This is a genomic window from Halosegnis rubeus, assembly GCF_009184545.1.
Lineage (GTDB): Archaea > Halobacteriota > Halobacteria > Halobacteriales > Haloarculaceae > Halosegnis > Halosegnis rubeus.
The window spans coordinates 89,471-112,349 of sequence record NZ_QJOW01000007.1 but is presented as its reverse complement, the minus strand read 5'-3'; the positions used below and the strand labels follow the sequence as shown (position 1 = coordinate 112,349).

General features: G+C 65.3%; 21 protein-coding genes. 13 read left to right on the top strand and 8 right to left on the bottom strand.

The window, feature by feature from the left end:
* Positions 1 to 500 (top strand): RNA-guided endonuclease InsQ/TnpB family protein (locus DMP03_RS13070; RefSeq protein ID WP_152120987.1); only part of this gene is annotated, 500 nt, incomplete at its 5' end.
* 1 nt (position 501) lies between these two features.
* Here DMP03_RS13070 and DMP03_RS13065 read toward each other — a convergent pair.
* From DMP03_RS13065 to DMP03_RS13055, 3 genes are all read right to left on the bottom strand, one after another.
* A complete protein-coding gene (locus DMP03_RS13065; protein ID WP_152120986.1) occupies positions 502 to 2,616 on the bottom strand; it encodes a type II secretion system F family protein in 2,115 nt (704 codons plus the stop codon).
* Positions 2,616 to 4,262, bottom strand: coding sequence for a type II/IV secretion system ATPase subunit (locus tag DMP03_RS13060; RefSeq protein ID WP_152120991.1), 1,647 nt, complete (start codon positions 4,260 to 4,262; stop codon positions 2,616 to 2,618). The genes DMP03_RS13065 and DMP03_RS13060 overlap by 1 nt, the downstream gene beginning before the upstream one ends.
* 96 nt (positions 4,263 to 4,358) lie before the next feature.
* Positions 4,359 to 4,874, bottom strand: coding sequence for a DUF7549 family protein (locus DMP03_RS13055; protein WP_152120985.1), 516 nt, complete (start codon positions 4,872 to 4,874; stop codon positions 4,359 to 4,361).
* Positions 4,875 to 4,966: 92 nt separating this feature from the next.
* On the opposite strand from DMP03_RS13055, the gene DMP03_RS13050 reads away from it, so the two are divergent.
* The 9 genes from DMP03_RS13050 to DMP03_RS13010 all read left to right on the top strand — a co-directional run bounded on the left by DMP03_RS13050 (position 4,967) and on the right by DMP03_RS13010 (position 14,187).
* Positions 4,967 to 5,416, top strand: a complete 450-nt coding sequence (locus tag DMP03_RS13050) for a DUF5793 family protein (protein ID WP_152120984.1) — start codon at positions 4,967 to 4,969, stop codon at positions 5,414 to 5,416.
* A 43-nt stretch (positions 5,417 to 5,459) separates the two neighbouring features.
* Positions 5,460 to 6,818, top strand: coding sequence for a phosphomannomutase (locus DMP03_RS13045; protein ID WP_152120983.1), 1,359 nt, complete (start codon positions 5,460 to 5,462; stop codon positions 6,816 to 6,818).
* An 87-nt stretch (positions 6,819 to 6,905) separates the two neighbouring features.
* Positions 6,906 to 8,060, top strand: coding sequence for a BMP family lipoprotein (locus tag DMP03_RS13040; protein WP_172967161.1), 1,155 nt, complete (start codon positions 6,906 to 6,908; stop codon positions 8,058 to 8,060).
* Positions 8,061 to 8,067: 7 nt separating this feature from the next.
* The gene (locus DMP03_RS13035) at positions 8,068 to 9,624 is read left to right on the top strand and encodes an ABC transporter ATP-binding protein (protein WP_152120982.1); all 1,557 of its coding nucleotides are present in this window, start codon (positions 8,068 to 8,070) and stop codon (positions 9,622 to 9,624) included.
* Positions 9,621 to 10,877 carry an ABC transporter permease gene (locus tag DMP03_RS13030; RefSeq protein ID WP_152120981.1) on the top strand — a complete coding sequence of 419 codons (1,257 nt, stop codon included), beginning with the start codon at positions 9,621 to 9,623 and terminating at the stop codon, positions 10,875 to 10,877. The genes DMP03_RS13035 and DMP03_RS13030 overlap by 4 nt, the downstream gene beginning before the upstream one ends.
* Positions 10,870 to 12,048 (top strand): ABC transporter permease, encoded by a 1,179-nt coding sequence (locus DMP03_RS13025; protein ID WP_152120980.1) that lies wholly within the window; start codon positions 10,870 to 10,872, stop codon positions 12,046 to 12,048. The genes DMP03_RS13030 and DMP03_RS13025 overlap by 8 nt, the downstream gene beginning before the upstream one ends.
* Positions 12,049 to 12,089: 41 nt before the next feature.
* Positions 12,090 to 12,482: a cytidine deaminase gene (cdd, locus tag DMP03_RS13020; protein ID WP_152120979.1), complete on the top strand. Its 393-nt coding sequence runs from the start codon at positions 12,090 to 12,092 to the stop codon at positions 12,480 to 12,482.
* A 48-nt stretch (positions 12,483 to 12,530) separates the two neighbouring features.
* The gene (locus DMP03_RS13015) at positions 12,531 to 13,352 is read left to right on the top strand and encodes a nucleoside phosphorylase (RefSeq protein WP_152120978.1); all 822 of its coding nucleotides are present in this window, start codon (positions 12,531 to 12,533) and stop codon (positions 13,350 to 13,352) included.
* Between the two features lie 97 nt (positions 13,353 to 13,449).
* The gene (locus tag DMP03_RS13010; protein ID WP_152120977.1) at positions 13,450 to 14,187 is read left to right on the top strand and encodes a hypothetical protein; all 738 of its coding nucleotides are present in this window, start codon (positions 13,450 to 13,452) and stop codon (positions 14,185 to 14,187) included.
* Positions 14,188 to 14,204: 17 nt separating this feature from the next.
* Here DMP03_RS13010 and DMP03_RS13005 read toward each other — a convergent pair whose 3' ends face one another.
* Both DMP03_RS13005 and DMP03_RS13000 read right to left on the bottom strand, forming a co-directional pair.
* Entirely contained in the window at positions 14,205 to 15,377 is a 1,173-nt protein-coding gene (locus DMP03_RS13005; RefSeq protein ID WP_152120976.1) for an NAD(P)/FAD-dependent oxidoreductase, read from the bottom strand.
* Between the two features lie 47 nt (positions 15,378 to 15,424).
* Complete coding sequence (locus DMP03_RS13000) at positions 15,425 to 15,964, bottom strand: Rrf2 family transcriptional regulator (protein WP_152120975.1); 540 nt, start codon at positions 15,962 to 15,964, stop codon at positions 15,425 to 15,427.
* Positions 15,965 to 16,067: 103 nt separating this feature from the next.
* Here DMP03_RS13000 and DMP03_RS12995 point away from each other — a divergent pair, with 103 nt between their 5' ends.
* Positions 16,068 to 16,988 (top strand): NAD-dependent epimerase/dehydratase family protein, encoded by a 921-nt coding sequence (locus tag DMP03_RS12995; protein ID WP_152120974.1) that lies wholly within the window; start codon positions 16,068 to 16,070, stop codon positions 16,986 to 16,988.
* Between the two features lie 35 nt (positions 16,989 to 17,023).
* A complete protein-coding gene (gene rocF, locus DMP03_RS12990; protein WP_152120973.1) occupies positions 17,024 to 17,911 on the top strand; it encodes an arginase in 888 nt (295 codons plus the stop codon).
* Here the strand turns inward: rocF and DMP03_RS12985 are convergent.
* A complete protein-coding gene (locus DMP03_RS12985) occupies positions 17,908 to 18,102 on the bottom strand; it encodes a heavy-metal-associated domain-containing protein (RefSeq protein ID WP_152120972.1) in 195 nt (64 codons plus the stop codon). The two genes, rocF and DMP03_RS12985, sit on opposite strands and share 4 nt — an antisense overlap.
* A gap of 72 nt (positions 18,103 to 18,174) precedes the next feature.
* Here DMP03_RS12985 and DMP03_RS12980 point away from each other — a divergent pair, with 72 nt between their 5' ends.
* A complete protein-coding gene (locus tag DMP03_RS12980) occupies positions 18,175 to 18,456 on the top strand; it encodes a hypothetical protein (RefSeq protein WP_152120971.1) in 282 nt (93 codons plus the stop codon).
* On the opposite strand, the gene gyrA is transcribed toward DMP03_RS12980, so the two are convergent.
* Together gyrA and gyrB are read right to left on the bottom strand one after the other, a co-directional pair.
* Positions 18,457 to 20,937, bottom strand: a complete 2,481-nt coding sequence (gyrA, locus tag DMP03_RS12975; protein WP_152120970.1) for a DNA gyrase subunit A — start codon at positions 20,935 to 20,937, stop codon at positions 18,457 to 18,459.
* Positions 20,934 to 22,847: a DNA topoisomerase (ATP-hydrolyzing) subunit B gene (gene gyrB, locus DMP03_RS12970; protein WP_152120969.1), complete on the bottom strand. Its 1,914-nt coding sequence runs from the start codon at positions 22,845 to 22,847 to the stop codon at positions 20,934 to 20,936. Before gyrB ends, gyrA begins: the two co-directional genes overlap by 4 nt.
* Between the last annotated feature and the right edge of the window lie 32 nt (positions 22,848 to 22,879).

Genomic DNA, 22,879 nt, shown 5'->3' with positions numbered 1-22,879 from the left:
TTCGACGGAAGCGCCGTGACTTCTTGCACAAGCTCTCGAACTACTACGCCACCGAGTACGACCTCGTGGCGGTCGAAGACCTGAACGTGAAGGGGATGATGGAGTCGCCGTCGAACAGCCGCAACACCGCGTCTGCCGCGTGGCGAGCGTTCCTCTCGTTGCTCGAATACAAGTGCGAGCGTGAAGGAACGCACTTCGTGGCAGTCAACCCGAGAGGAACGACCAAGGAGTGCGCATCGTGTGGTGTTTCGACCGACAAGCCGTTGTGGGTGCGTGACCACTCCTGTCCAGCCTGCGGGTTTGAGGCGGACAGGGACGCGAACGCGGCGTTGAACATCCGTTCTCGTGGTCTCGAAGATGTAGGAGTGGGACACTCCGAATCAATGCCTGTGGAGACTGCGCTCCCTACGGACACCAATTCGGTGTCTGCAAAGCGCGTCGTCGAAGCAGGAAGCCCCTGCCTCAAGGAGCCGCCGAAGGCGGCGAGTAGGCAGTGGTAGTTCACATGCCGATACCGCTGCCGCCGAACGCGGACGTGAACCGCGCGATGCCGCCGTTCGCGCTCACCCACTGGATGGCGAGGAAGACGAGATACGAGATGAGCAGCATGACGCTCGCGTGCTTGAGTCCGTCACGCAGCGTCCCCTCCGACATCTGCCCGCCGACGATACCCGACATCGCGCTCTGAACGATGCCCGCGTGGATGAAGACGAGCGCGTAGGCGTCTTTTTGCTCCTCGGTGATACCCTGAATCGGTGCGGCTCCGGCTCCACCGGCGGAGAACTCACCGGCCGTCGGTAGGTTCGGAATCAATACCAGCACGATAATGCCCACGACGAGCAGGAACACTATGAACGAGATGTAGATAACGACGAGATACGTCATGGTCTCTTGCTGGCGGCGGCGCTTCAGCTGCTGGTCCGAACGCGCCTGCTCGGCCGCGATGCGCAACACCGGCCCGATCTCGTTTGACGCGCGCATCGAGTTGGTTAACAGCGTCGTCACCCGTGTCGTCGAAGGCGTCTTCACGCGCGTCTCGAACCGGTCGAGCGCCTCCTCGACTGTCGCTCCCCACTGGATATCCCGCCAGATGCGCTTTGCTTCGTCGTCGAGAGATCCCATGTCGCTGCGGTTGATACGCTCGAACGACGTGACGACTGACAGCCCCGCTTCGTTGAGACTCGCTAGCCTGTCGAGCATGTCCGGCAGCGAGGACGCGATGTTCTGGACGCGGCGGTTCCCAATCTCGTAGACGATACCGAAGGTGACCACGACGAACAGGGTTGCCTGAATCACGGCGTCGTCGAAGGTGCGCACGTCAAGCGGGCCACCGGTGAGCGGAGCGGTCGAGTCGAAATAGCTCGGCGCCTGTACCAGCACGAACAGTCCCGCGAGGGGGACGGTCACGTACAACAGCAGTTCGGGACGGTCGATGATGTTCTCGACGGGGTTCGAGAAGAACCGTCGGAACCGCCCCACACGGCGGTGGATTCGAAGCCGAATGATGTTCTCGCGCACCGCCGGCGTCCGGACTCCACCGTCCGGTATCGCGTCGACGCCGACGCTGGGGCGTTCACGCGACTGATTGGCTGCGGCCCCGCGAAGCGGCTGCGTGATGTCCGAGAGGTACGCGATGAACGCCACGTTCAACGCCGGCAAGACGAGATACGTGATGACGCGAATCGGGACAAGCGTCCCACCGGTGGTCAACCCCATGATGAGCAAAATCGTCACCAGGAACAACATCCCGGCGACGACAATCGTGACGTAAATCTCTGCGGCCGTCGCCAACACGTCGAGAATCTTCTGTTGTCGTTCGGCGGCCTCCTCGCGGTAGCGCTCGTACTCGTCGTGCAGGAACTCCGAGAGGTCCTGGCCCGACTGGAGGACGCTGGTGAGATTCTCCGTGAAGCTCTCGAACTGCTCGGAGGGAGTCCGGTCGGAGATGTCGCGAATCGAGGAGACAACGTCCGCGCCAAAGAGGTTGATGTTCCGAGAGGCGACCTCGAACTCCTCTGCTCCGGTGCCGAACACGTCCTTGTTGTCGGCGATGGTCTCCATCACCTTCGGAAACGACATTCCGCCGCGCGAGAGCGCGTAGACGAACGCGACCGTCCGGGGCATCCCGGCGTCGATCTCGCGGGCACGGGAGTCGGCTCTGACCGCGGGAACCTGCCAGCGGAGCACATACGACAGCCCGGCCGCTCCCCCGCCGAAGACGGTGCCACCGACGAGCAGCAACACGAAGTGGAGGACGCCAAATCCCTGCAGGACAGGCGGCAGGGTGTCGACGACGGGAGCGCCACCGAGTCGCTCGATGCCGACCACGCGGATGATGCCACCGGTGGCGTAGCCGCCGACGACGACGCCGGCGAGCGCGGCGACGCTCGTGTACGTCAGCGTCTTCGCCTGGTAGATGCGGTACGGCTCACCGATACCGGCCGCACGGAGCGTTCGCTCTCGCTCGGTGTCCGGCGGGATGTTCGGTCCGTCGAAGGCGATCCACCCGATGCGGCTGAACAGCCGTTCCAGCGACCGGACCGTCGGCGCGACGGCAAGCAGTACGAACAGCGCCAGGGCGAACAACAGGGGGACGAAGACGAGCGGCGAGACCATCAGTCGTCGCCGGCCTCTGCGGTTACCGGCGGCTGGTCGGTGTCGCCGTCGGTCCCGATTCCGAGTGCGTCCATCGTCGCCTCGGCGTCGACGTAGTACTCGTTGACCAGCGCCGTGAACTGCTGGTAGTTCGTGATGTTCTCGTCCCGGAGATGCGAGAGGAACCGACGGCGACGACGCATCTCTTCTAACAGTTCGCCCTGCGACCAGCCGCGTTCTCGGCGAATCTCGTCGAGCAGGTTCCGATTACCGACCGAAAAGGAATCGTCGGTCGTCGACCACTCGAAGGCGTTGGAGTAGTCGAGTTCGCCCGTCCGCTGGTCGATACCGTCGATTTCGGAGATTGTCTTCGACCGGCGCACCCGCTCGCCGTCGAGCCGCGCGAGCACCTGCACGCAGAGCACGTCGAGCGACTGCACCATCGGTCGCGGGACGTTGATGGGTTCGTTTTCGAGACGGTTGATGACAGTTTGCACCGAGTCGGCGTGCATCGTCGACAGGGTCGTGTGGCCCGTGTTCATCGCCTGGAAGAGGGTGATAGCTTCCTCGCCACGCACCTCCCCCACGAGGATGTACTCCGGTCGGTGTCGGAGCGCAGAGCGCAGGAGGTCGTACATCGTCACGTCCGACTCCTCGTCGAGTCGGTCGCGGGTGACCGAGGAGAGCCAGTTGTCGTGATACAAGGATAGCTCGCGGGTGTCCTCGATGGTGATGAGCTTCGAACGAGGGGGAATGAACATCGAGATGGCGTTCATCGAGGTGGTCTTCCCCGACGCCGTACCGCCGGCGAAGATGATGTTCTTGTTGTTCTCGATGGCGATCCACAGGTAGGCCATCTGCTGGAGCGAGAAGGTGCCGAACTGGAGCAAATCGACCGGCGTGAACGGCTCCTCGCTGTACTTTCGGATGGTGAACGCCGACCCGTGTGGGGTGACTTCCTCGCCGAGCGTGAGTTCTGCACGCGAGCCGTCCTGCAGTGTCGTCCCGACGATGGGGTTCCCGACGGAGATGTGTTGGCCGGCCTGTTGGGCCATCCGGATGACGAAGGAGTCGAGAGACTCCTCGCCGAACGAGACCGTCGTCGCGATGTCCTGGTAGTCGTCGTGGTAGGCGTACAGCGGAATCTCGTAGCCGTCACACGAGATGTCCTCGATTTTGCTGTCGTGCATAAGCGGGTCGAGTCGACCGAAGCCGCGGAACCGCCGCCACAGGTAGTAGACGAGCGCGTGGAAGCCGCCCGGCGAGAGCACGACGCCGTAGTCCTCGATGCGGTCGCGGAGTTCCTCGCGCAACAGCGTCTCGGGGTCGTCGTCCTCCTGGCTCTCGCGGTAGAGCAGTGGGTTGCGAACGTCGTCGTACAGCGAATCAAGCAGCGCGGTCTGGTCGTCGGTGAGCGTCGGCTCGACGACGTGATACCGGTGTTCGTTCTCGTCGTCGTCATAGCGAATGGAGGCGTACGAGAACGGAGCGTTGAGCCAGTAGCGTTCGACTTCGTAGCCGACGGCGTCGACGGGGTCGTCGGGGACGAGTCGGCTGTGGCGACGCGGCGAGTAGTTCTCGTCGGTGAGTTGGGAACCGCGAATGACCGAGAGCACGCGCTCGAATATCGCCTTGAACCCCTCCTCGTCGCTGGCGTCGACGCGCATCTGATCGCTCAGGTCCGGCGTGGATTCTGACATTAGGTTAAGCCTCAGCGTTGTTGTCGTGTATCGCCGCTCCGAACACTTAAATACACGCGGCCGTCACCCCTGTTCGCTCGGGCGGGTGTGCGTGCCGAGTAAGGTGACGCCCAACAGCGGGACCAACACCGCACCGACGGGAACGGTGACGCCGGGTGCCGTCTGGAAGATACGGACCGCCGAGACGGCGAGACAGCCACCGGCGACGGTCAACAGCCCGCCCATCACGCGGACGGGCGACGCCGGGAATCGTCGTTCGACGGTCTCCTCGCGGCCGTAGTAGGCCAGCGAGAAGAGGAACGCGACGCCGACGACGATTGCCCCGGCGAGCCAGACGTAGTAGGCGGTCTGGAGCGCCGCGTTCGACTGTTCGAGTCCGGACGCGGCCCAGACGGGGACGAACAGGTCGACGTTCAGGTCCGCACCAAAGAGGAACTGGAACATCGCGACGGGAAACCGGACGGTGATGAGCGAGACGCCCTCGTCGGTCGCGAACGAGACGGACCACGGGAGCAGCGTGGCGAGCCACGCAGAGACGACGGCGAGCTCGCCCGCGTGTTCCGATTCGACCCATGACATACTCCGAGGGGGACGCGTCGTCGGTAAAATGTACCGACAGTCGCCTGCCGGCCCCGTTACGTTCTTCCGCGCGCGCCACGAAGTTAGTACAGATGCGGCGCGACTACTTCACAATCGACGCAAGCAATCTCGACACGCCGGGGGTGCCGACGGTCGTCATCGACTTCGAGGGACCGACCGAGCAGCTGGTTGAGCGACTCACCCGCACTGACGGCGAACCGCTCGCGAGCGACGAGGTGGACGTTGCCTTCCGCCTCCAGGGGCCGGTCAAGGACGACCCGGAGGGCGTCGTCGCGGTGACGAACCGCGTCACCGGCGAGTTCGTGCTCGAACTCAACGCCGACAGCGAGGACGTGCTCAACTTCATCGAAGCGGCCCGCGAGTACGGCAAGGAGGCAGGCGAGTCTCACCGCTACCGGATTCGCGTGAGTATCGACGGCGACCAGCTGCTCGAACAGGAGAAGGGAACCTTCCTCGTGTACGACGCCAACGGCGACCTCTTGCGTCACCACTCGCTGATTCCCAGCGGCGTCGAGCTGTAGTCGAAGCCGTCACGCTTGATACGTCGCGCCGAGAACAGACCGTATGACACGGTTCGGAACGGCTGGCATCCGCGGGAGCGTACACACCGAGGTCACCCCCGGCCTCGCGCTCGGCGTCGGCCGGGCGACCGCGACACAGGCGCGTGAGACGACCGACCGACCGACGGTCGTCGTCGGACGGGACGGCCGAACGACCGGGTCGGCACTCGCCGACGCGCTCGCCGCCGGACTGCAGTCCGGTGGGGCCGACGTGATTCGGCTCGGACAGGTTCCGACGCCGGCGCTCGCGTTCGCCTCACGGGGACGACGCGGCGTGATGGTGACCGCGAGTCACAACCCCCCGACCGACAACGGGCTGAAGCTGTTCGTCGACGGGGAGGAGTACGACCGCGAGCTGGAAGAGACCATCGAGGAACTGTTGGTGAGCGAGGAGTCGTCCGTCCCGTGGGACCGGTTCGGCGAGAGCGAGCAGGCGAGTGTGCTCTCCGAGTACCGCGAGGCCGTCACGGCGTACGCCGGGCAGTTCGGCGCTGACCCCGCCGGCGTTCGGGTCGCGGTCGACTGCGGGACCGGGATGGCCAGCGTCGCGGCCCCGCAGGTGTTGCGAGCGCTCGGCGCGGACGTGGTGGCGTTGAACGCACAGGTGGACGGTCACTTCCCCGCTCGCGAGTCGAAGCCGACGGCCGAGACGCTGACTGACCTCCGGGCGTTCGTGCGCGACGGCGAGTTCGACTTCGGAATCGGCCACGACGGCGACGCAGACCGCATCGTCATCGTCGACAGCGACGGCGAGGTCGTCCACGAAGACACCGTGCTCGCGGTCGTCGCGGGCCGATACGTCCGCGAGAGCGCGGCGAGTGACCCGGTTGTCGTGACGACGCCGAACGCCTCGGCCCGCATCGACGAACACGTCCGGGACAGCGGCGGCCGCATCGAGCGCGTTCGGCTCGGTGCGCTCCACGAAGGCGTCGCGACCGCCTACGAAACCGGCGCAGACGGCACCGAGGTGGTCTTCGCGGCCGAGCCGTGGAAACACGTCCACACCCGGTTCGGGTCGTGGATCGACGGCGTGGCGAGCGCGGCCGTGTTGGCCCGGCTCGTCGCGGAGGCCGGGCTCGACGCGCTCCGCGAGCCGATTACGAATCGCCCCTATCGGAAGGTGTCGATTCCGTGTCCCGACGAGGAGAAGGAGCGCGTGATGGCGGCCGTCGAGACGGCGCTGCCGGAGGCGTTCCCCGAGGCGAGCGTCGACACCGAGTACGGCGTCCGCATCGAGCGCGAGGACGCATCGTGGGCGCTCGTCCGGCCCTCTGGCACCGAGCCGTACATCCGACTGTACGCAGAATCAGACGACGTAGACGCGCTCGTCGCGTCAGTGCGTGATGTCATCGAGAGCGTATAACAGTATCGTGCGTTGATAGCCGTTCTCACTGCTCTCCAGCCGGTCTACCGTAGCGTTTATCCTCGAAGCCGGTAGTGTCTAACCAACATGAAACTGGGTAGGCGGCAGTTCATCACGGCGGCGGGGGTAACTGGCATCGCTGGACTGGCTGGCTGTTCCGGCGGACCATCGAGTGACGCAACACCGACAGACACCGACGGGGACTCCGGCGACGACTCCGACGGCGGAGGGACGGAGACTGACGGTGGGGCGAACGCGGCGACGAACGTCGGCATCGTCTACGCGACCGGCGGGCTCGGCGACGGGTCGTTCAACGACCAGGCCCAGCAGGGCCTCCAGCAGGCGGAGTCGGCGTTCGACCTCCAGACGAACTCGCTCCAGCCACAGGAGGTCTCCGAGTTTGCGAGCCTCCAACAGCAGTTCGCGAGTTCGACCGACCCGAGCTACGACCTGATCTCCTGTATCGGCTTCCTGCAGGCAGACGCGCTGGGCGGGACTGCGACCCAGTACCCCGATCAGGACTTCCAGATCGTCGACAGCGTGCCGACGAACGACGACGACGAACAGTACGACAACGTCGCGTCCTACACGTTCCGCGAGCACGAAGGCTCGTATCTCGCCGGCACCATGGCGGGGCTGTTGACGCTCGACTCCTTCTCGGCGGGCGCGGGCGAGACTGGGTCTGACTCGACGAATCTCGGCTTCGTCGGCGGCGTCGAGTCGTCGCTCATCCAGAAGTTCGAAGCCGGCTTCATGGCTGGCGCGAACGCCGTCAACACGGACATCGACGTACAGACCAACTACACCGGCTCGTTCAACGACCCGAGCGCGGGTCGGGAGGCGGCATCCTCGATGTACTCCAGCGGGAGCGACATCGTCTTCCACGCCGCGGGCAACACCGGCACGGGCGTCTTCCAGGCCGCACAGGAAGCCGGCAAGTTCGCCATCGGCGTCGACCGCGACCAGTCGGTCACCCGGGAGTCGTACGCCGACGTGATTCTCGCGTCGATGGTCAAGCGCGTCGACACGGCCGTCTACAGCGCGGTCGAGGCGAAGGTGAACGACAGCTTCGAAACCGGCTCGACGACAACGCTCGGGCTGGACGACAACGGTGTCGAACTCGTCTTGGGCCAGCAGCTCGGTGGCGAACTTCCCGACAGCATCGTGACCGAAGTCGAGTCGACCCGACAGTCGATTATCGACGGCGAAATCGACGTTCCGTCCGACCCGAGTAACGTCTGATCGGTCGATGGACAGAGCCGTCCATCTCGACGGAATCACGAAGCGGTTCCCCGGCGTCGTCGCTAACGACAACGTGACGCTCGAAGTCGAACGGGGAGGCGTCCACGCCCTGCTGGGCGAGAACGGAGCCGGAAAGACGACGCTGATGAACGTGCTCTACGGGCTGTACGAGCCGACCGAGGGCCGCGTCGTCGTCGACGGCACCGAACGCGAGTTCGACGCGCCAGCCGACGCAATCGACGCCGGCATCGGGATGATCCACCAGCACTTCATGCTCGTGGACCCGATGACGGTGACGGAAAACATCACGCTCGGCAACGAACCCCGCAAGTGGGGCGGACTGGCGGTCGACCGTGCGACCGCACGCGAGGAGGTACAGGAGCTCAGCGACCGCTACGGGTTCGCGGTCGATCCCGACGCGACTATCGCCGACGTGAGCGTCGGCGTCCAACAGCGCGTCGAGATTCTGAAGGCGTTGTATCGTGGCGCGGACACGCTCATCCTCGACGAGCCGACCGCCGTCCTCACGCCACAGGAGGTCGACGAGCTGTTTGCGGTGTTCGAGGAGCTGACCGACGCCGGCAAGACGATTATCTTCATCACCCACAAGCTGGGCGAGGCGATGACCGCGGCCGACGACATCACCGTGTTGCGCGACGGCAAGGGCGTCGCGACGGTCCCCGCGGCGGAGACGACACGCGAGTCGCTCGCGGAGATGATGGTCGGTCGCGAGGTGCTCATGGACACCAGCGACCGACCGCACGACCCCGGCGCGGAGACGCTCCGCGTTGAGGGCGTTAGCGTTACCGACGACCGGGGGGTGCCGGCCGTGGACGACGTGAGCTTCAGCGTCCGAGAGGGCGAAATCTTCGGTATCGCGGGCGTCGACGGCAACGGACAGGCCGAGCTCATTGAGGCGATTACCGGCCTGCGGGACCCGAGCAGTGGTCGCATCGACTTCGAGGGCGAAGACATCGGGTCGTGGTCCCGGCGCGACCGCATCGACGCCGGGATGGCGTACGTCCCGGAGGACCGACACGAACGCGGGCTGGTGATGGAATTCGACCTCACGGAGAGTGGCATTCTCGGTAGCCAACACGGCGAGCCGTTCACCTCGAACGGCCGCATCGACTGGGACGTCGCCCGCGACCACGCGTCCAACATCGTCGAGACGTACGACGTTCGACCGCCGGACATCGGTGCGAAGTCGGCCGCGCTCTCGGGCGGAAATCAACAGAAGTTCATCGTCGGCCGGGAGTTCGAGCGCGACCCGTCGCTGTTCGTGGCCGCACACCCGACTCGCGGCGTGGACATCGGGTCGACGGAGTTCATCCACGAACGCCTGTTCGCCCTCCGGGACGACGGCGACGGCGTGCTCGTCGTCTCCTCGAAGCTCGACGAGGTACAGCTGCTCGCAGACAGACTCGCGGTGATACACGATGGAACCCTGATGGCTGTCGTCGACCCAGACGACGTGACCGAAGAGGAGCTCGGACTGTTGATGGCCGGCGAGCGGCCAGCTCGACAGCTCGAATCACAGCGCGTCGACGGAGGTGAGCCGTGAGCGCGCGCGACCGTATCGAGCGCGCGCTCACCCGGCTTGTCACCGCCTCCGCGACGGAGCGGTTAGCAATCAGTCTCGCGGCGCTGTTCGCGTCGATTCTCGTCGGCACCGTGCTCATTCTCGGAGCCGGCCGCATCACGGAGTGTGCGACGGCGACGTTCGTGCTCACGCACCCGACGCCGTTCGGGCTGCCGCGGCTCTTCGAGCTGGGCTTTTGTTACAATCCCGTCACCGTCTACGACCGGCTCTTCCTCGGAGCGCTCGGTGACCCGCTGTCTGCCGAGTGGGACCCGTTCGGCCGGCAGATGGCTCTCACGCTGCGTGAGACCACGGTCCTGTTGTTCACCGGGCTTGGTGTTGCCGTCGCGTTCCGGGCCGGCATCTTCAACATCGGCGCACAGGGGCAGCTGGTCGTCGGCAGCCTGGCGAGCGCGCTGGCCGTCTTACAGGTCGCGCCACTCGTCGGCGGAGCTCCGGGCACCGCCGTGAGTCTGACCGTGGGGCTGGCGGTCGGTGCACTCGGTGGTGGGCTGTACGCCGCGATTCCCGGACTCCTGAAGGCGTACGCCGACGCCAACGAGGTCATCACGACCATCATGCTGAACTTCATCGCGACTGGCGTCGTCGGCTATCTCGTACTGAATCACGTGAAAGACCCCGATAGCTTCGCGACCCAGACGCGGACGATTCCCGACCACGCGAACTTCCCGACGATTCTCTTCGAGCCGACGGCGAACTTCTCCGTCATCGCGCTCGCGGTCGGTGTCGTCCTCGTCGGCGTCATCTACTATCTGCTCGCGCACACGGCCTTCGGCTACGACGTGCGGACGAGCGGGCTCCAGCCAGAGGCCGCCGAGTACGGCGGCGTGGACGCCAAGCGGACCATCGTCGCGAGCTTCGGTCTCTCCGGTGCGCTCGCCGGTATCGGTGGCGCGTTGTACGCGCTGATGATCCTCGGCAAGTTCCAGACGGGCGTGCCGTCGTACGGCTTCGACGGCATCACCGTCTCAATTCTCGCCGGAAACAACCCACTCGGCGTCGGCTTTGCCGCCTTCCTCTTCGGTATCCTGAAATCCGGGGCCGGGGTCGTCAACTTCGCGACGGAGGTGCCACCGCAGTTGGTCGCCACCCTCCGCGGACTCATCATTCTCTTCGTCGCGATGCCGGAGTTCTTCCGGCTGCTCGGCGGCCGGATGAAGGGCGTCCAACGCCGTCTCGGTCGCGAGAGCGACGGAGGTGAGACGGATGCGTGAGACACTCGCCGCCGCGGGGCGACGACTCACGCCGCGAACACGGACACAGACGGCGGCGCTCGTCGGTGGCGTGGCCGCCTTCGTGCTCGTCGTCGTCGGTGGCGTACTGTTCCCGGGGACGATTCTCGGCGTCGTTTTGAGCACGCTCGTAGAGGAGCCGACTGCGGAGTCGGCCCTGCGGCTCGCCGTCCCGATTACGCTCGCCGGTCTCGGCGGAATCTTCGCTGAAAAGAGCGGCGTCATCAACATCGGGTTGGAGGGACTGCTCATCATCTCGGCGTTCGTCGCCGTCTGGATGACCGACGTGACCGGCAATCTGGTCGCCGGCTTCGGACTCGGCGTCGTCGCCTCGACCCTGTTGGCGCTGTTGTTCGCAGTCGTCTGTATCGAGTTCCGCGCCGACCAGATCATCGCCGGACTCGCCGTCTGGCTCATCGCGCTCGGGCTCGCGCCGTTCATGTCACAGGTCATCTACGGTGGGCCGAACACCGAGAGCGTCGGCACCGTGCCGACTCTGACGGAGCTGTTCGGCTTCCTGCCGACCGCGGGCACCCTGCCACAGCGACTCGCCGCGCCGACGGTCGGCATCGGCCCGGTCGATTTCCTCCTCGGTGTCCTCGCGAGCGTGGTTACCCGGCCGCCACTGTATCTCGTGGACGTACTACTCGACGCCTCGCTGTCGGTGTATCTGATGTTCCTGATGGTCGCCGTCTCGTGGGGGTTGCTCTACCGGACCAGCTTCGGCCGATGGGTCAGAGCCAGCGGCGAGAATCCGAAGGCGCTCGACACCGCCGGTGTGAACGTCTCTCGCGTCCGGTACCAGGCCGTCCTGCTGTCGGGCGTCCTCGCCGGGATGGGCGGGGCCGCGCTCGCGCTCAGCATCGGTCAGTTCACCGGTAACGGCCCGACGATGGTGAACGGCAAGGGGTTCATCGCCATCGTCACCTACCTGTTCGGCAACTACAATCCGGTCGGCGCGTTCCTCTCTTCGCTGTTGTTCGCGGGGCTGGACGCGATGCAGGTCGGTCTCCAGACCGCGGGGACGGGCATCCCGAGTTCGCTCGTCCGGGTGATTCCGTTCGTGATGGTCATCGTCGTGCTCGCGTTGGTCGGCCGGACTCGGATTCCCGAGGCTGCGGGCGACTACTACGACTCCGGCGAGGACCGATAGCCGATAGTCACTCTCTTTTCGTCTCCCCCGACAGGGAGCGTATGGACCCGGAAACGCTGTTGGACCGCGCTCGCGACACGCTCGATGACGCCTACGTCCCCTACTCGGAGTATCCGGTCGGGGCCGCACTGGAGACGGCAGACGGGAGCGTCTTCGTCGGCTGTAACATCGAGAACGCCAACTACTCGAACGCGCTCCACGCGGAGGAGGTCGCCGTCGCCGAGGCAATCAAGCAGGGCCACACCGAATTCGCGCAGTTGGCCGTCGTCTCCGCGAGGGGAGACGGCGTCACGCCCTGCGGGATGTGTCGCCAGACGCTCGCCGAGTTCGCCGCGGAGTCGCTACCCGTCTACTGTGGCGAGGGCGAGGCGTACGCCGAGTACACGCTCGGCGAACTGCTCCCGAACAGTATCAACCGCGGAATGTTGGAGTAGCCCGCGTCGAAGGGATGGACCTACGTGGCCGCTCGCCCAGACTCGGGTATGGACGACAGCGAGAATCCCAACGACGAGGTTCAGTACCACCTCGGTATCGGTCCGGACGACACCGCCGGCCCGGTCTTACTCCCCGGCGACCCCGAACGCGTTCCGAAGATCGCGGAGGCGTGGGAAAGCGTCGAGGAGACGGGCCACCACCGCGAGTACCGTACCATGACGGGCCGCTACGAGGGTGAACCCCTCACGGTCACTTCGACCGGCATCGGCTCGCCCGGTGCGGCTATCGCCGTCGAGGAACACGCCAACCTCGGCACGGGGACGTTCATCCGCGTCGGCTCGTGTGGTGCTATCCAGCCGGAGATGTCCGTCGGCGATCTCGTCATCACGACGGGCGCAGTCAGACAGGAAGGCACCTCGAAGGAGTACGTCCGCGAGGAGTACCCGGCGACCGCCCACCCGGAAGTCACCACGGCGCTCGTCGCGGCGTGTGAGGAACTCGGCTACGACTACCACTGTGGCGTCACCTGTTCGACGGACTCCTTCTACGCCGGGCAGGGTCGCCCCGGGTTCGGCGGCTTCGAGGCCGCCGAAGCCGACGGACTCGTTGAGGAACTCCAGAATGCCGGGGTCCTCAACTTCGAGATGGAGGCGGCCGCGCTGCTCACCATCGCCAACATCTATGGCCTGCGGGCCGGTGTGGTGTGTACCGTCTACGCGAACCGCGTCACCGGAGAGTTCCGGACGGAGGGCGAACGGCGGGCCGGCGAAGTCGCCTCCACGGCGGCGGCGATTCTCGCTGCGATGGACCGCGCAAAGACGGAAGCGGGCGCAGACCACTGGCACGCCGGGCTGACGCTGGACCGGTAGGCGACTTCTATTCGGCCGAACGACCGTCGTTTAATGCCAGTATACCTACGTAATTGGGGAGTAGTTGCTTGTAGGTCGGAACGTACTGACAGCACATATGCAAGATAGCACCACTGACATGTGGTCGCGCCGGTGGGTCGCTGCTATCGGCGTCGGCTTCCTCGGGGCGCTGGCACTCGAACTGCTCGCGTACCGGGCGGGTGTCGTCAGTGGCGCTGAACGAATCCCCCGGACTAGCCAGTTCCTCGTCGGCGTCGCGACCACCGTGGGGGTGGCCGTCGGCTTCGTCGTCGCGGACGTCCGTCTCACCGACCGGCAGCTTCTCGACCGATACGGCGGACCGATTTCACGCCGTATCGCCGCGGGCGGCTGGCTCTTTTTCACGCTGAACGTGGTGTTCCTGCTCACCGAGCCGGGCGTCACCACGGCGGAGCTGTTCGGGGGGCTTCGGTGGGCTACCGTCGTCGGGAGCGGAGCGGGGTTCGTCGTCGGCCTGTCGCGGGCGCGAGCCATCCAGAGCGCCGTGGAGGCCGAGCGCAACGCGGTCCGGGCGGATATGCTCGAGTCTCAGCGTGACGTACTCACCTATCTGAACAGTCTCCTCAGACACGAGGTGCTCAACGGGACGAACGTCATCACCGGCTACGCGAAGCTTCTCGAAGAGATGGAAGACCCCGAGACCGAAGAACACGACCTCGAGACGGACGATTCAGGCACGACGGCGACCGTGACGCTTCCAGTTCCGGACGCGACAGACGGTGGCGTCGAGACCGGCGAGCGACCGGGAGACGAACGGCAGACGGAGCCAGACCGGTTGACGGCGACCGTCGAGTGACGGAGACGCGACCGGCGTTACATGTCGGGGAACGCGCGCGCGGCGGCCCCGAGTCCGGCAACGTCGTTGATCCAGCGAGCGGCGACGGTCTTCTTCAGGAGTTCGGCCGGCAGACCGCCGAACGTCTCGACGACCTCGTTGACGCCAACGACGTTGTGAGCGACGGCGTCGTCGCCGACGGAGATGAGCGTCCCCTTGTCCTCGTGTTGCCAGGTTTCGAGCGGCTGGCCGCGGACGGTGCGCGCGAGGTTGAGCCCGGCGACCTCTGCGGCCTGCCACGCCGCCTGTGCGGTCGGCGGGGCCGGATTCTCGTCGCCCGGCTGGTCGATGAGCGCGGCGTCGCCGATGGCGAAGACGCGCTCGTCGCTCGTCGTGAAGTCGTGTTCCGAGTTGATGCGGTGGCTGCGCTCGTCTTGTTCCACGTCGACGGTCTGGGCGGCGTCTTGGCCGGTGATACCGCCGGTCCACAGGAGCACGTCGTAGTCGAGTTCGGTGTCGTCGCCGACGTAGACGGTTTCCTCGTCCACCTCGCCGATGAACTCGCCGGTAAGGACGTCGATATCGGCTGCTTCCAGCAGCTTCGTCAACTTCGCTTGCACGACCGGGTCGTTGTTCGGGAAGACGTTGTCGAGCCCCTCGACGAGCGAGATGTCGATGGGAGCGCGGTGGCGGTCGCGGAACTGTGCGATTTCGCCGGCCGACTGGATGCCCGACAAGCCCGCTCCGCCGACGACGACGTGTGCCGGGTCGTCGGTCGTCGCCTCGGCGGCGGCGTCCTTGACGGCGTCGTGAATCTCGAGGGCGTCGTCGAGACTCTTCAGGGTGAGCGAGTGCTCGCGCAGGCCGTCGATACCGAAGAAGGCGGTCTGGGAGCCAAAGGCGACGAGCACGTAATCGTAATCGACCGTCGAGCCGTCTGCGAGCTCGATGGTCCGCTCGTCGGTGTCGAGCGCGTCGACGCGCTCGTTGATGAACCGCGTCGAGGGAGCCTTCAGCGACTCACAGTCGAAGGTGACCTTGTCTCGCACGGACGGGTCGCGGATGACGCGGTGTGACTCGTGGAGGACGAGGTGATGGTCGACGTCAGAAATCCAGGTGAGGTCGGCCTCACCGTCGAGTTCGTCTTCGAGTCGTTTCACGGCACCAGTGCCGGCGTAACCAGAACCGAGTACGACGATATCGTCGGTCATACCACCAATAGGTGGCCACCAGATACAAAGTCTGCGGAATACGGCGACTATTTCGCCGGCGTCTCGCCGTCTGCGGGCGCGCGCATCTCGTCGATTGTCAGAATGAGACTGTTGTTCGTGTCGTCTTTGCCGTCGAGGGTACCGTCGATACGGAGCTTCGAGAGCGGCGTCGGGCCGACGACGATGGAGTCCCCCTCGTGGAAGTCGCTAATCGACCCCTGCATCCGAATCTCGGCGCGACACAGTTCGGGGTGGTGGACGCTCGTCAGGTCGATCTCCTGGACGTTCGCTCCCTCGATGGCCTCACCGTTGTGCTGGAACGGCACGTCGGCAGCTTGGTCCATCTCTTGGAGTTCGAGCGCGTCGAACGCGGTTCCGGTCGGCTTGTAGCCACCCTTCGGGCCGGGAACCCCCTCGACCAGTTGGAGCGCCTTCAGACTCTGCATCTGGTTGCGGATCGTCCCGGGGTTCCGGTCGACCTCCTTGGCGATGGCTTCGCCTTTTACCGCGCTTTCGGTCTCGCGGTGGAGGTTGATGAGCGCCTCCAGAATCTTCTTTTGAGAGGGCGTGAGTTCGATTGATGACATTACGTTCGGCTTGGGTAAGGCTCAGTATAAAGCCGGCGGTGCGGGGGAAGAGCGACCAGCGAGGACCGGCACGCACTTGGTGGCCGCGAACGCCCCAGAGAGTATGAAGGGACAACGCGTACTCGTGACCGGCGGTGCGGGCTTCATCGGCTCGAATCTCGCGAACCACCTCGCCGGCGAGAACGACGTTATCGCGGTCGATGACCTGTATCTCGGGACGCCAGACAACCTGGACGACGACGTTGAGTTCCGCGACGCCTCGGTCCTCGACGACGACCTGCCCGCCGACGTGGACGTGCTCTTTCATCTCGCGGCGCTCTCCTCGCGCCCGATGCACGAGGACGACCCCGCCCGCGGCGCGCGCGTCAACGTCGAGGGGTTCATCAACACGGTCGAGAAGGTCCGCGAACACGGCTGTGAGACGGTCGTCTACGCCTCCACCTCCTCCATCTACGGCGACCAGACGGAGCCGTCACACGAGTCGATGGACGTGGAGGCGCGCACTGGCTACGAGGCCTCGAAGCTCGCGCGCGAACGCTACGGCGAGTACTACTCCAACTTCCACAACATGAGCATGGCCGGGATGCGCTTTTTCGCTGTCTACGAGGGGTTTTCCGGCGCGGAAGAGCACAAAGGCGAGTTCGCGAACCTCATCACGCAGTTCGCCCACCGGGTCGCCAACGGGGAGCGTCCGGACATCTGGGGCGACGGCACGCAGACGCGTGACTTCACCCACGTCGACGACATCGCCCGCGGTCTCGAACTCGCGGCCGACCACGAACTCGACGGCGTCTACAACCTCGGGACCGGCGACTCCCATTCGCTGAACGAGTTGGTCGACCGGCTCAACGACGTGCTCGGGACGGACGTCGAGCCGATTCACTCCGAGAACACCATGACGAACTACGTCCACGACACGCTCGCGGACGTATCGAAGATGAAGGAGGCGACCGGCTGGGAGCCACAGATCGACTTCGAGGAGGGGCTTCGCCGCGTCTGTGCGCCGTATCTCGACGACGAATAGCCACGACTTTTCTCACTCGCTCGCCGAGTCGGTGTATGAACGTTCGTATCATCGGCGTACCGATGGACCTTGGAGCCGACCGCCGTGGCGTCGACATGGGACCGTCGGCGATTCGCTACGCCGGCCTGTCGGGCACACTCGCCGACGCCGGCCACGAGTGCGTCGAACTCGGCGACGTGAGCGTCCCCCGCCCGGAGAACCTCGACGCGTCTGAGAGCCGGGCGAAGTATCTCGGCGAGATCGAGACGGTGTGTCGGGGCCTCGCAACACAGGTCGAGGCGACCATCGACGCCGGCGAGTTCCCGCTCGTGCTCGGTGGCGACCACTCGATCGCAATCGGCACCGCCGGCGGCGCGGCGACACAGGGCGACACGGGGCTCGTCTGGTTCGACGCTCACGGCGATTTCAACACGCCCGAGACGACACCCTCCGCCAACGTCCACGGGATGTCAGTCGCCGCCCTGCTCGGCAAAGGTGAGTTCGCCGACAGCGACTGGGCGCACGCGCCGAACATCGAGCCGTCGAGCGTCGCGATGGTCGGGATTCGCTCGCTGGACGACGCCGAACGCGCGGCACTGCGCGACAGCGAAGTGACGGTGTTCACCATGTCGGACATCGACGAGCGCGGGCTACCGACCGTCACGGAGGAGGCACTCGCCGTCGCCGGGAAGGCGGACGGGATGCACATCTCCCTCGACATGGACTTCCTCGCGCCTACAGAAGCACCGGGCGTCGGGACCCCCGTCCGGGGTGGCGTCACCTACCGCGAGGCCCACGCCGCGATGGAGGCCGTCGCAGACCGGCTCGACAGCGTGCGCTCGATGGAGGTGGTCGAGGTGAACCCAATTTTAGATTCACACAACAAGACGGCGGAGTTGGCCGTCGAACTTCTCGCCTCAGCGCTCGGCAAACGCATTCTCTAACGCGGCTCGTAACCTGCGTCCTCGACTGCCGCATGGACGGCAGCGAGGTCCGGGTCGCCCTCGATTTCGAGCGTGTCCGTGGTCTCGTCTGCGCGTGCGTCGGTCACGCCGTCGAGTTCGGCGACGGCGTCCTCGACCGTCTGCTCGCAGTGGTCACAGCTCATCCCGTCGATGGTGAGTGTCTCCGTCATACACGAGCATAGTCGGTCGCGAGGCTTGAATCTGCGCCCAACAGTTTTGCCGGTCGCACCCTCAAAGAGAGTATGCTCTCACTCGGGCGACGCGAACTGGTGGTGGGTGTGGTCGGCGCGTTCGCGCTCCCGCCCGTCGCCCTGCTCGCTGCGTCGGCGCTCAACGTCTCGCTGTCGGGCGGTGTCGTGGCCGCCATCATCGGCGCGCCGCTGTTCGTCATCGCCGCCGGACTCGCGTATCTCGCCAGAGAAGTCGCCTCGCAGGCCGACGAACCCGCACTCGTCGACGAGCAACTCGGCGACGCCCTCGACATGACGAGCGAGGAGTACCGAGAACTGACAGAAGAGAAGTAATCAGTCGTCGGTGTCGGTCACGTCGACGCTTGCGACCCAGTCACCCTCGTCGAGTCGCATCACGGTGACGCCCATTGTGTTTCTTCCCTGCCGGGAGAGTTCGTCGACGCTGGTGCGCATAATCTGGCCGGATTCGCTCATGATGACGAGTCCGTCCGTCTCCCCGACGGCCGACAGCGAGCAGGCCTCGCCGTTGCGCTCGTTCGTCTTGATGTCGACGAGTCCCTTTCCGTATCGGGACTGACTGCGATACTCGGTCAGCGAGGTGCGCTTCCCGTAGCCGTTGCGCGTCACGGTCAACAGATCGCGGTCGTCGTCCTTGCGTGCGGTGACGAGTCCGGCGACGCGGTCGTCGTCGTCGAGCTTGATTCCGTTGACGCCGCGGGCGGACCGGCCCATCGACCGGGCTTCCGTCTCGTCGAAGCGGATGGTCATCCCCCGACGCGTCCCGATGACGATGTCCATCTCGCCGTCGGTCACTTCCACGTCGACGAGTCGGTCACCCTCTTCGAGTCTGGTAGCGCGAATCCCGCCGGAGTGGACGTTCTCGAACGCGGAAAGCTCGGTCCGCTTGACGTAGCCGTCTTCGGTGGCCATCGCGAGATACCCCTCCTCGTCTTCCACGTCGTCCACGTCGACGACCGCGGTGACCTCCTCGTCGGAGTCGAGATCGATGACGTTCACGACGTTCGTCCCGCGGGCCGTGCGGGACATCTCGGGTATCTCGTAGGTCTTGAGCCGGTACACCTGTCCGCGGTTCGTGAACACGAGCAGGTAGTCGTGGGTGTTCGCCTGGAAGACGGCGGAGACGCGGTCGCCTTCCTTCGGGCGGACGCCGATGATGCCCTTGCCGCCGCGGTTTTGCGGGCTGAACTCCGAAATCGGCATTCGCTTGATGTAATCCTCCTCCGTGAGGACGACGACGGTGTCCTCCTCGGGGATGAGGTCCTCGCGGGTGACGGAGCCGGTGTCTTCGATGATGGACGTGCGGCGGTCGTCGCCGTACGTCTCGCGCATCTCACGGAGTTCGTCTTTGATGACGCTGAGCAGTTCGCTCTCGTCGCCCAGAATCGTCTCCAGACGCTCGATGGTCGCCTGTACGTCCGCGTACTCGCTTTCGACCTCGCCGACTTCCATCGAGGTGAGCGAGCCGAGCTGCATCCGGACGATGTGGGCCGCCTGCTCCGTCGAGAGCCCGAACTCCTCGCGCAGACCGGCCTTCGCGTCGTCGCGGTCGTCGCTGTTCCGGATGAGGTCGACCACGGCCTCGGCGTTTTCGAGCGCCTGCAGTCGGCCTTCGAGGATGTGCGCGCGGTCTTGTGCCTCGTCGAGCCGGTACTGCGAGCGGCGGCGCACGACTTCTCGCCGGTGGTCGACGTACTGTTCGAGCAGCTGTTTCAAGTTCAGGACGCGCGGCTGGTCGTCGACGAGCGCGAGCGAGAGCACCGAGAAGGTGCGTTCGAGGTGTGATTCGAGGAGCTGATTCTTGACGACCTCGGTGTTCGCACCCCGCTTGAGGTCGATGACGACCCGGACGCCGTTGCGGTCGGACTCGTCGCGGATGTCCGCGATTCCCTCGATTTTGCCCTCGTTCACGTCGTCGGCGATACGCTCGATGCGCCGCGCCTTGTTCTCCTGATACGGGAGTTCGGTGACGACGATGCGGTCGCCGCCGCGCTCGCGGTCCTCAGTGTCGATTTCGGCACGAACCCGGAGTTTGCCGCGGCCGGACTCGTACGCCTCGTGGATTCCCTGTCTGCCGACGATGTTCGCGCCGGTCGGGAAGTCCGGTCCCTTGACGTACCCCTCGCCGTCGGGACCGACGATGAGGTCCGATACCGAGCAGTCGGGGTTGTCGATGAGGTGGATGGTCGCGTCCACGATTTCGCGCAGATTGTGCGGCGGGATGTTCGTCGACATCCCGACCGCGATGCCGGAGGCCCCGTTCAGGAGGAGATTCGGCACCTTCGCCGGCAGCACGTCGGGCTCGGTGAGCCGGTCGTCGTAGTTGGCCGTGAAGTCGACGGTGTCCTCTCCGATGTCCGCGAGGAGTTCCTCGGCCAACGAATCCATGCGCGCCTCCGTGTACCGCATCGCGGCCGGCGGGTCGCCGTCGACGGAGCCGAAGTTCCCCTGCCCGTCGACGAGCGGATAGCGCAGGGAGAAGTCCTGTGCCATCCGGGCGAGTGCGTCATAGATGGACTGGTCGCCGTGTGGATGGTAGTTCCCCATCACCTCGCCGACCACGTTGGAGGACTTCCGGTGGCCGCTGTTGGAGGTGACGCCCATGTCGTGCATGGAGTAGAGGATACGCCGCTGGACGGGCTTGAGCCCGTCTCGGGCGTCCGGGAGCGCGCGCCCGACGATGACGGACATCGCGTAGTCGATGTAGCTCTGTTCCATCTCGTCGTCGATTCGGACGTTCCGTACCTCACGCGCGATGTTCGCGTCGAGGGTCGGGTCGCTGTCGTCGGTGCTCATATATCCACCCACTCCGCGTCGTCGGCGTGCTCTTTGATGAACTGTTTCCGTGGGGCGACGGCATCACCCATCAACACGGAGAACATCTTGTCCGCGGCGGCGGCGTCCTCGACGGTGATGCGCTTGAGAATCCGCGTCTCCGGATTCATCGTCGTCTCCCACAGCTGCTCGGGGTTCATCTCGCCGAGCCCCTTGAACCGCTGGACCTGGTCGGGGGAGCCGTCACACACCTCCTCGACGATCTCTTCGCGTTCCTGTTCGGTCATGGCGTCGTACGTCTCACCCTTGTAACGGATGCGGTACAGCGGCGGCTGGGCCGCGTAGACGTAGCCGTTCTCGATGATCTCCGGCATCTGTCGGTAGAGGAAGGTGAGATACAGCGTCCGGATGTGGGCACCGTCCACGTCGGCGTCGGTCATCAGGATGATCTTCTGATAGCGGGCCTCGTCCACGTCGAACTCGTCGCCGACTCCCGTGCCGAGCGCGGTGATGAGGTCCCGAATCTTCTCGTTTTCGAGCACGCGGTCGAGCCGGTGTTTCTCGGCGTTGAGAATCTTCCCGAACAGCGGGAGAATGGCCTGAAACTCCGGATTGCGGGCCTGTTTCGCACTCCCGCCCGCTGAGTCACCCTCGACGATGAACAGTTCCGCTTCCTCGGGGTCGCGGGTCTGACAGTCCGCGAGCTTGCCGGGGAGCGAACTGGAGCCGAGGGCGGACTTCCGGCGCGTGAGCTCTTCGGCCTTCTTGGCGGCGAGTCGGGCCTTCGCGGCCTCGACTGCCTTGCCGACGATGGTCTCGGCGGTGTCGGGGTGTTCTTCGAGATACGCCGTGAACTGCTCGTGCACCAGACCCTCGACGATACCCCGGACTTCGGAGTTACCGAGTTTCGTCTTCGTCTGGCCCTCGAACTGCGGGTCCGGGTGCTTGATGGAGAGCACGCCGGTCAGCCCCTCGCGGATGTCCTCGCCCTTGAGGTTCCCGTCCAGGTCACTCCCCATCCCGTGTTCGTCGGCGTAGTCGTTGACGACGCGGGTGAGGGCGGTCTTGAACCCGGTCATGTGGGTGCCGCCCTCGCGGGTGTTGATGTTGTTGGCGAACGCGTGAATCGACCCCTGCACGCCGTCGGTCGCCTGCATGGCGATTTCGACGCGGATTCCCTCTTCCTCGCCGTCGAGGTACACGATGTCGTCGTGCAGCGGCGTGCGCGTCTCGTTGAGGTACTCGACGAACTCGCGGATGCCGCCGTCGTACTGGAAGCGCACGTCGGTGTCGTCGCGCTCGTCGACGAGGGCGATTCCGACGCCGGGATTCAGGAAGGCGAGTTCGCGGAGTCGCGTCTCCAGCGTCGAAAAGTCGTAGGTCGTCGTCTCGAAGATGTCGTCGTCGGGCCAAAATCGGATGGTCGTGCCCGTCTCCTCGCCGTCGTCCATGGGGCGGACCTCTTCGAGGTCCTCTTGAGGCTCGCCGTGGTCGAAGTCGTGTCGGTACACGTAGCCGTCGCGTTTCACCTCGACTTCGAGCCACTTCGAGAGCGCGTTCACGACGCTGACGCCGACGCCGTGGAGTCCACCGGAGACCTGATACGACTTGTTGTCGAACTTCCCACCCGCGTGGAGGACGGTCATAATCACTTCGAGGGCGGGCCGGTCGTACTCGCTGTGGGTGTCGATTGGAATTCCCCGGCCGTCGTCGGTGACGGAGACGGAGCCGTCCTCGTGGAGGGTCACCTCGATGGTGTCACAGTGGCCGGCCAGCGCCTCGTCGATGGAGTTGTCGACGACTTCGTAGACGAGATGGTGGAGCCCGCGGTCGTCCGTCGACCCGATGTACATCGCGGGTCGTTTCTGGACCGCCTCGAGACCTTCGAGGACCTGAATCTGGTCGGCTCCGTAGTTTGCTTCCTTAGACATACACGTAGTTGTCACATGTACGTGCGCCCATC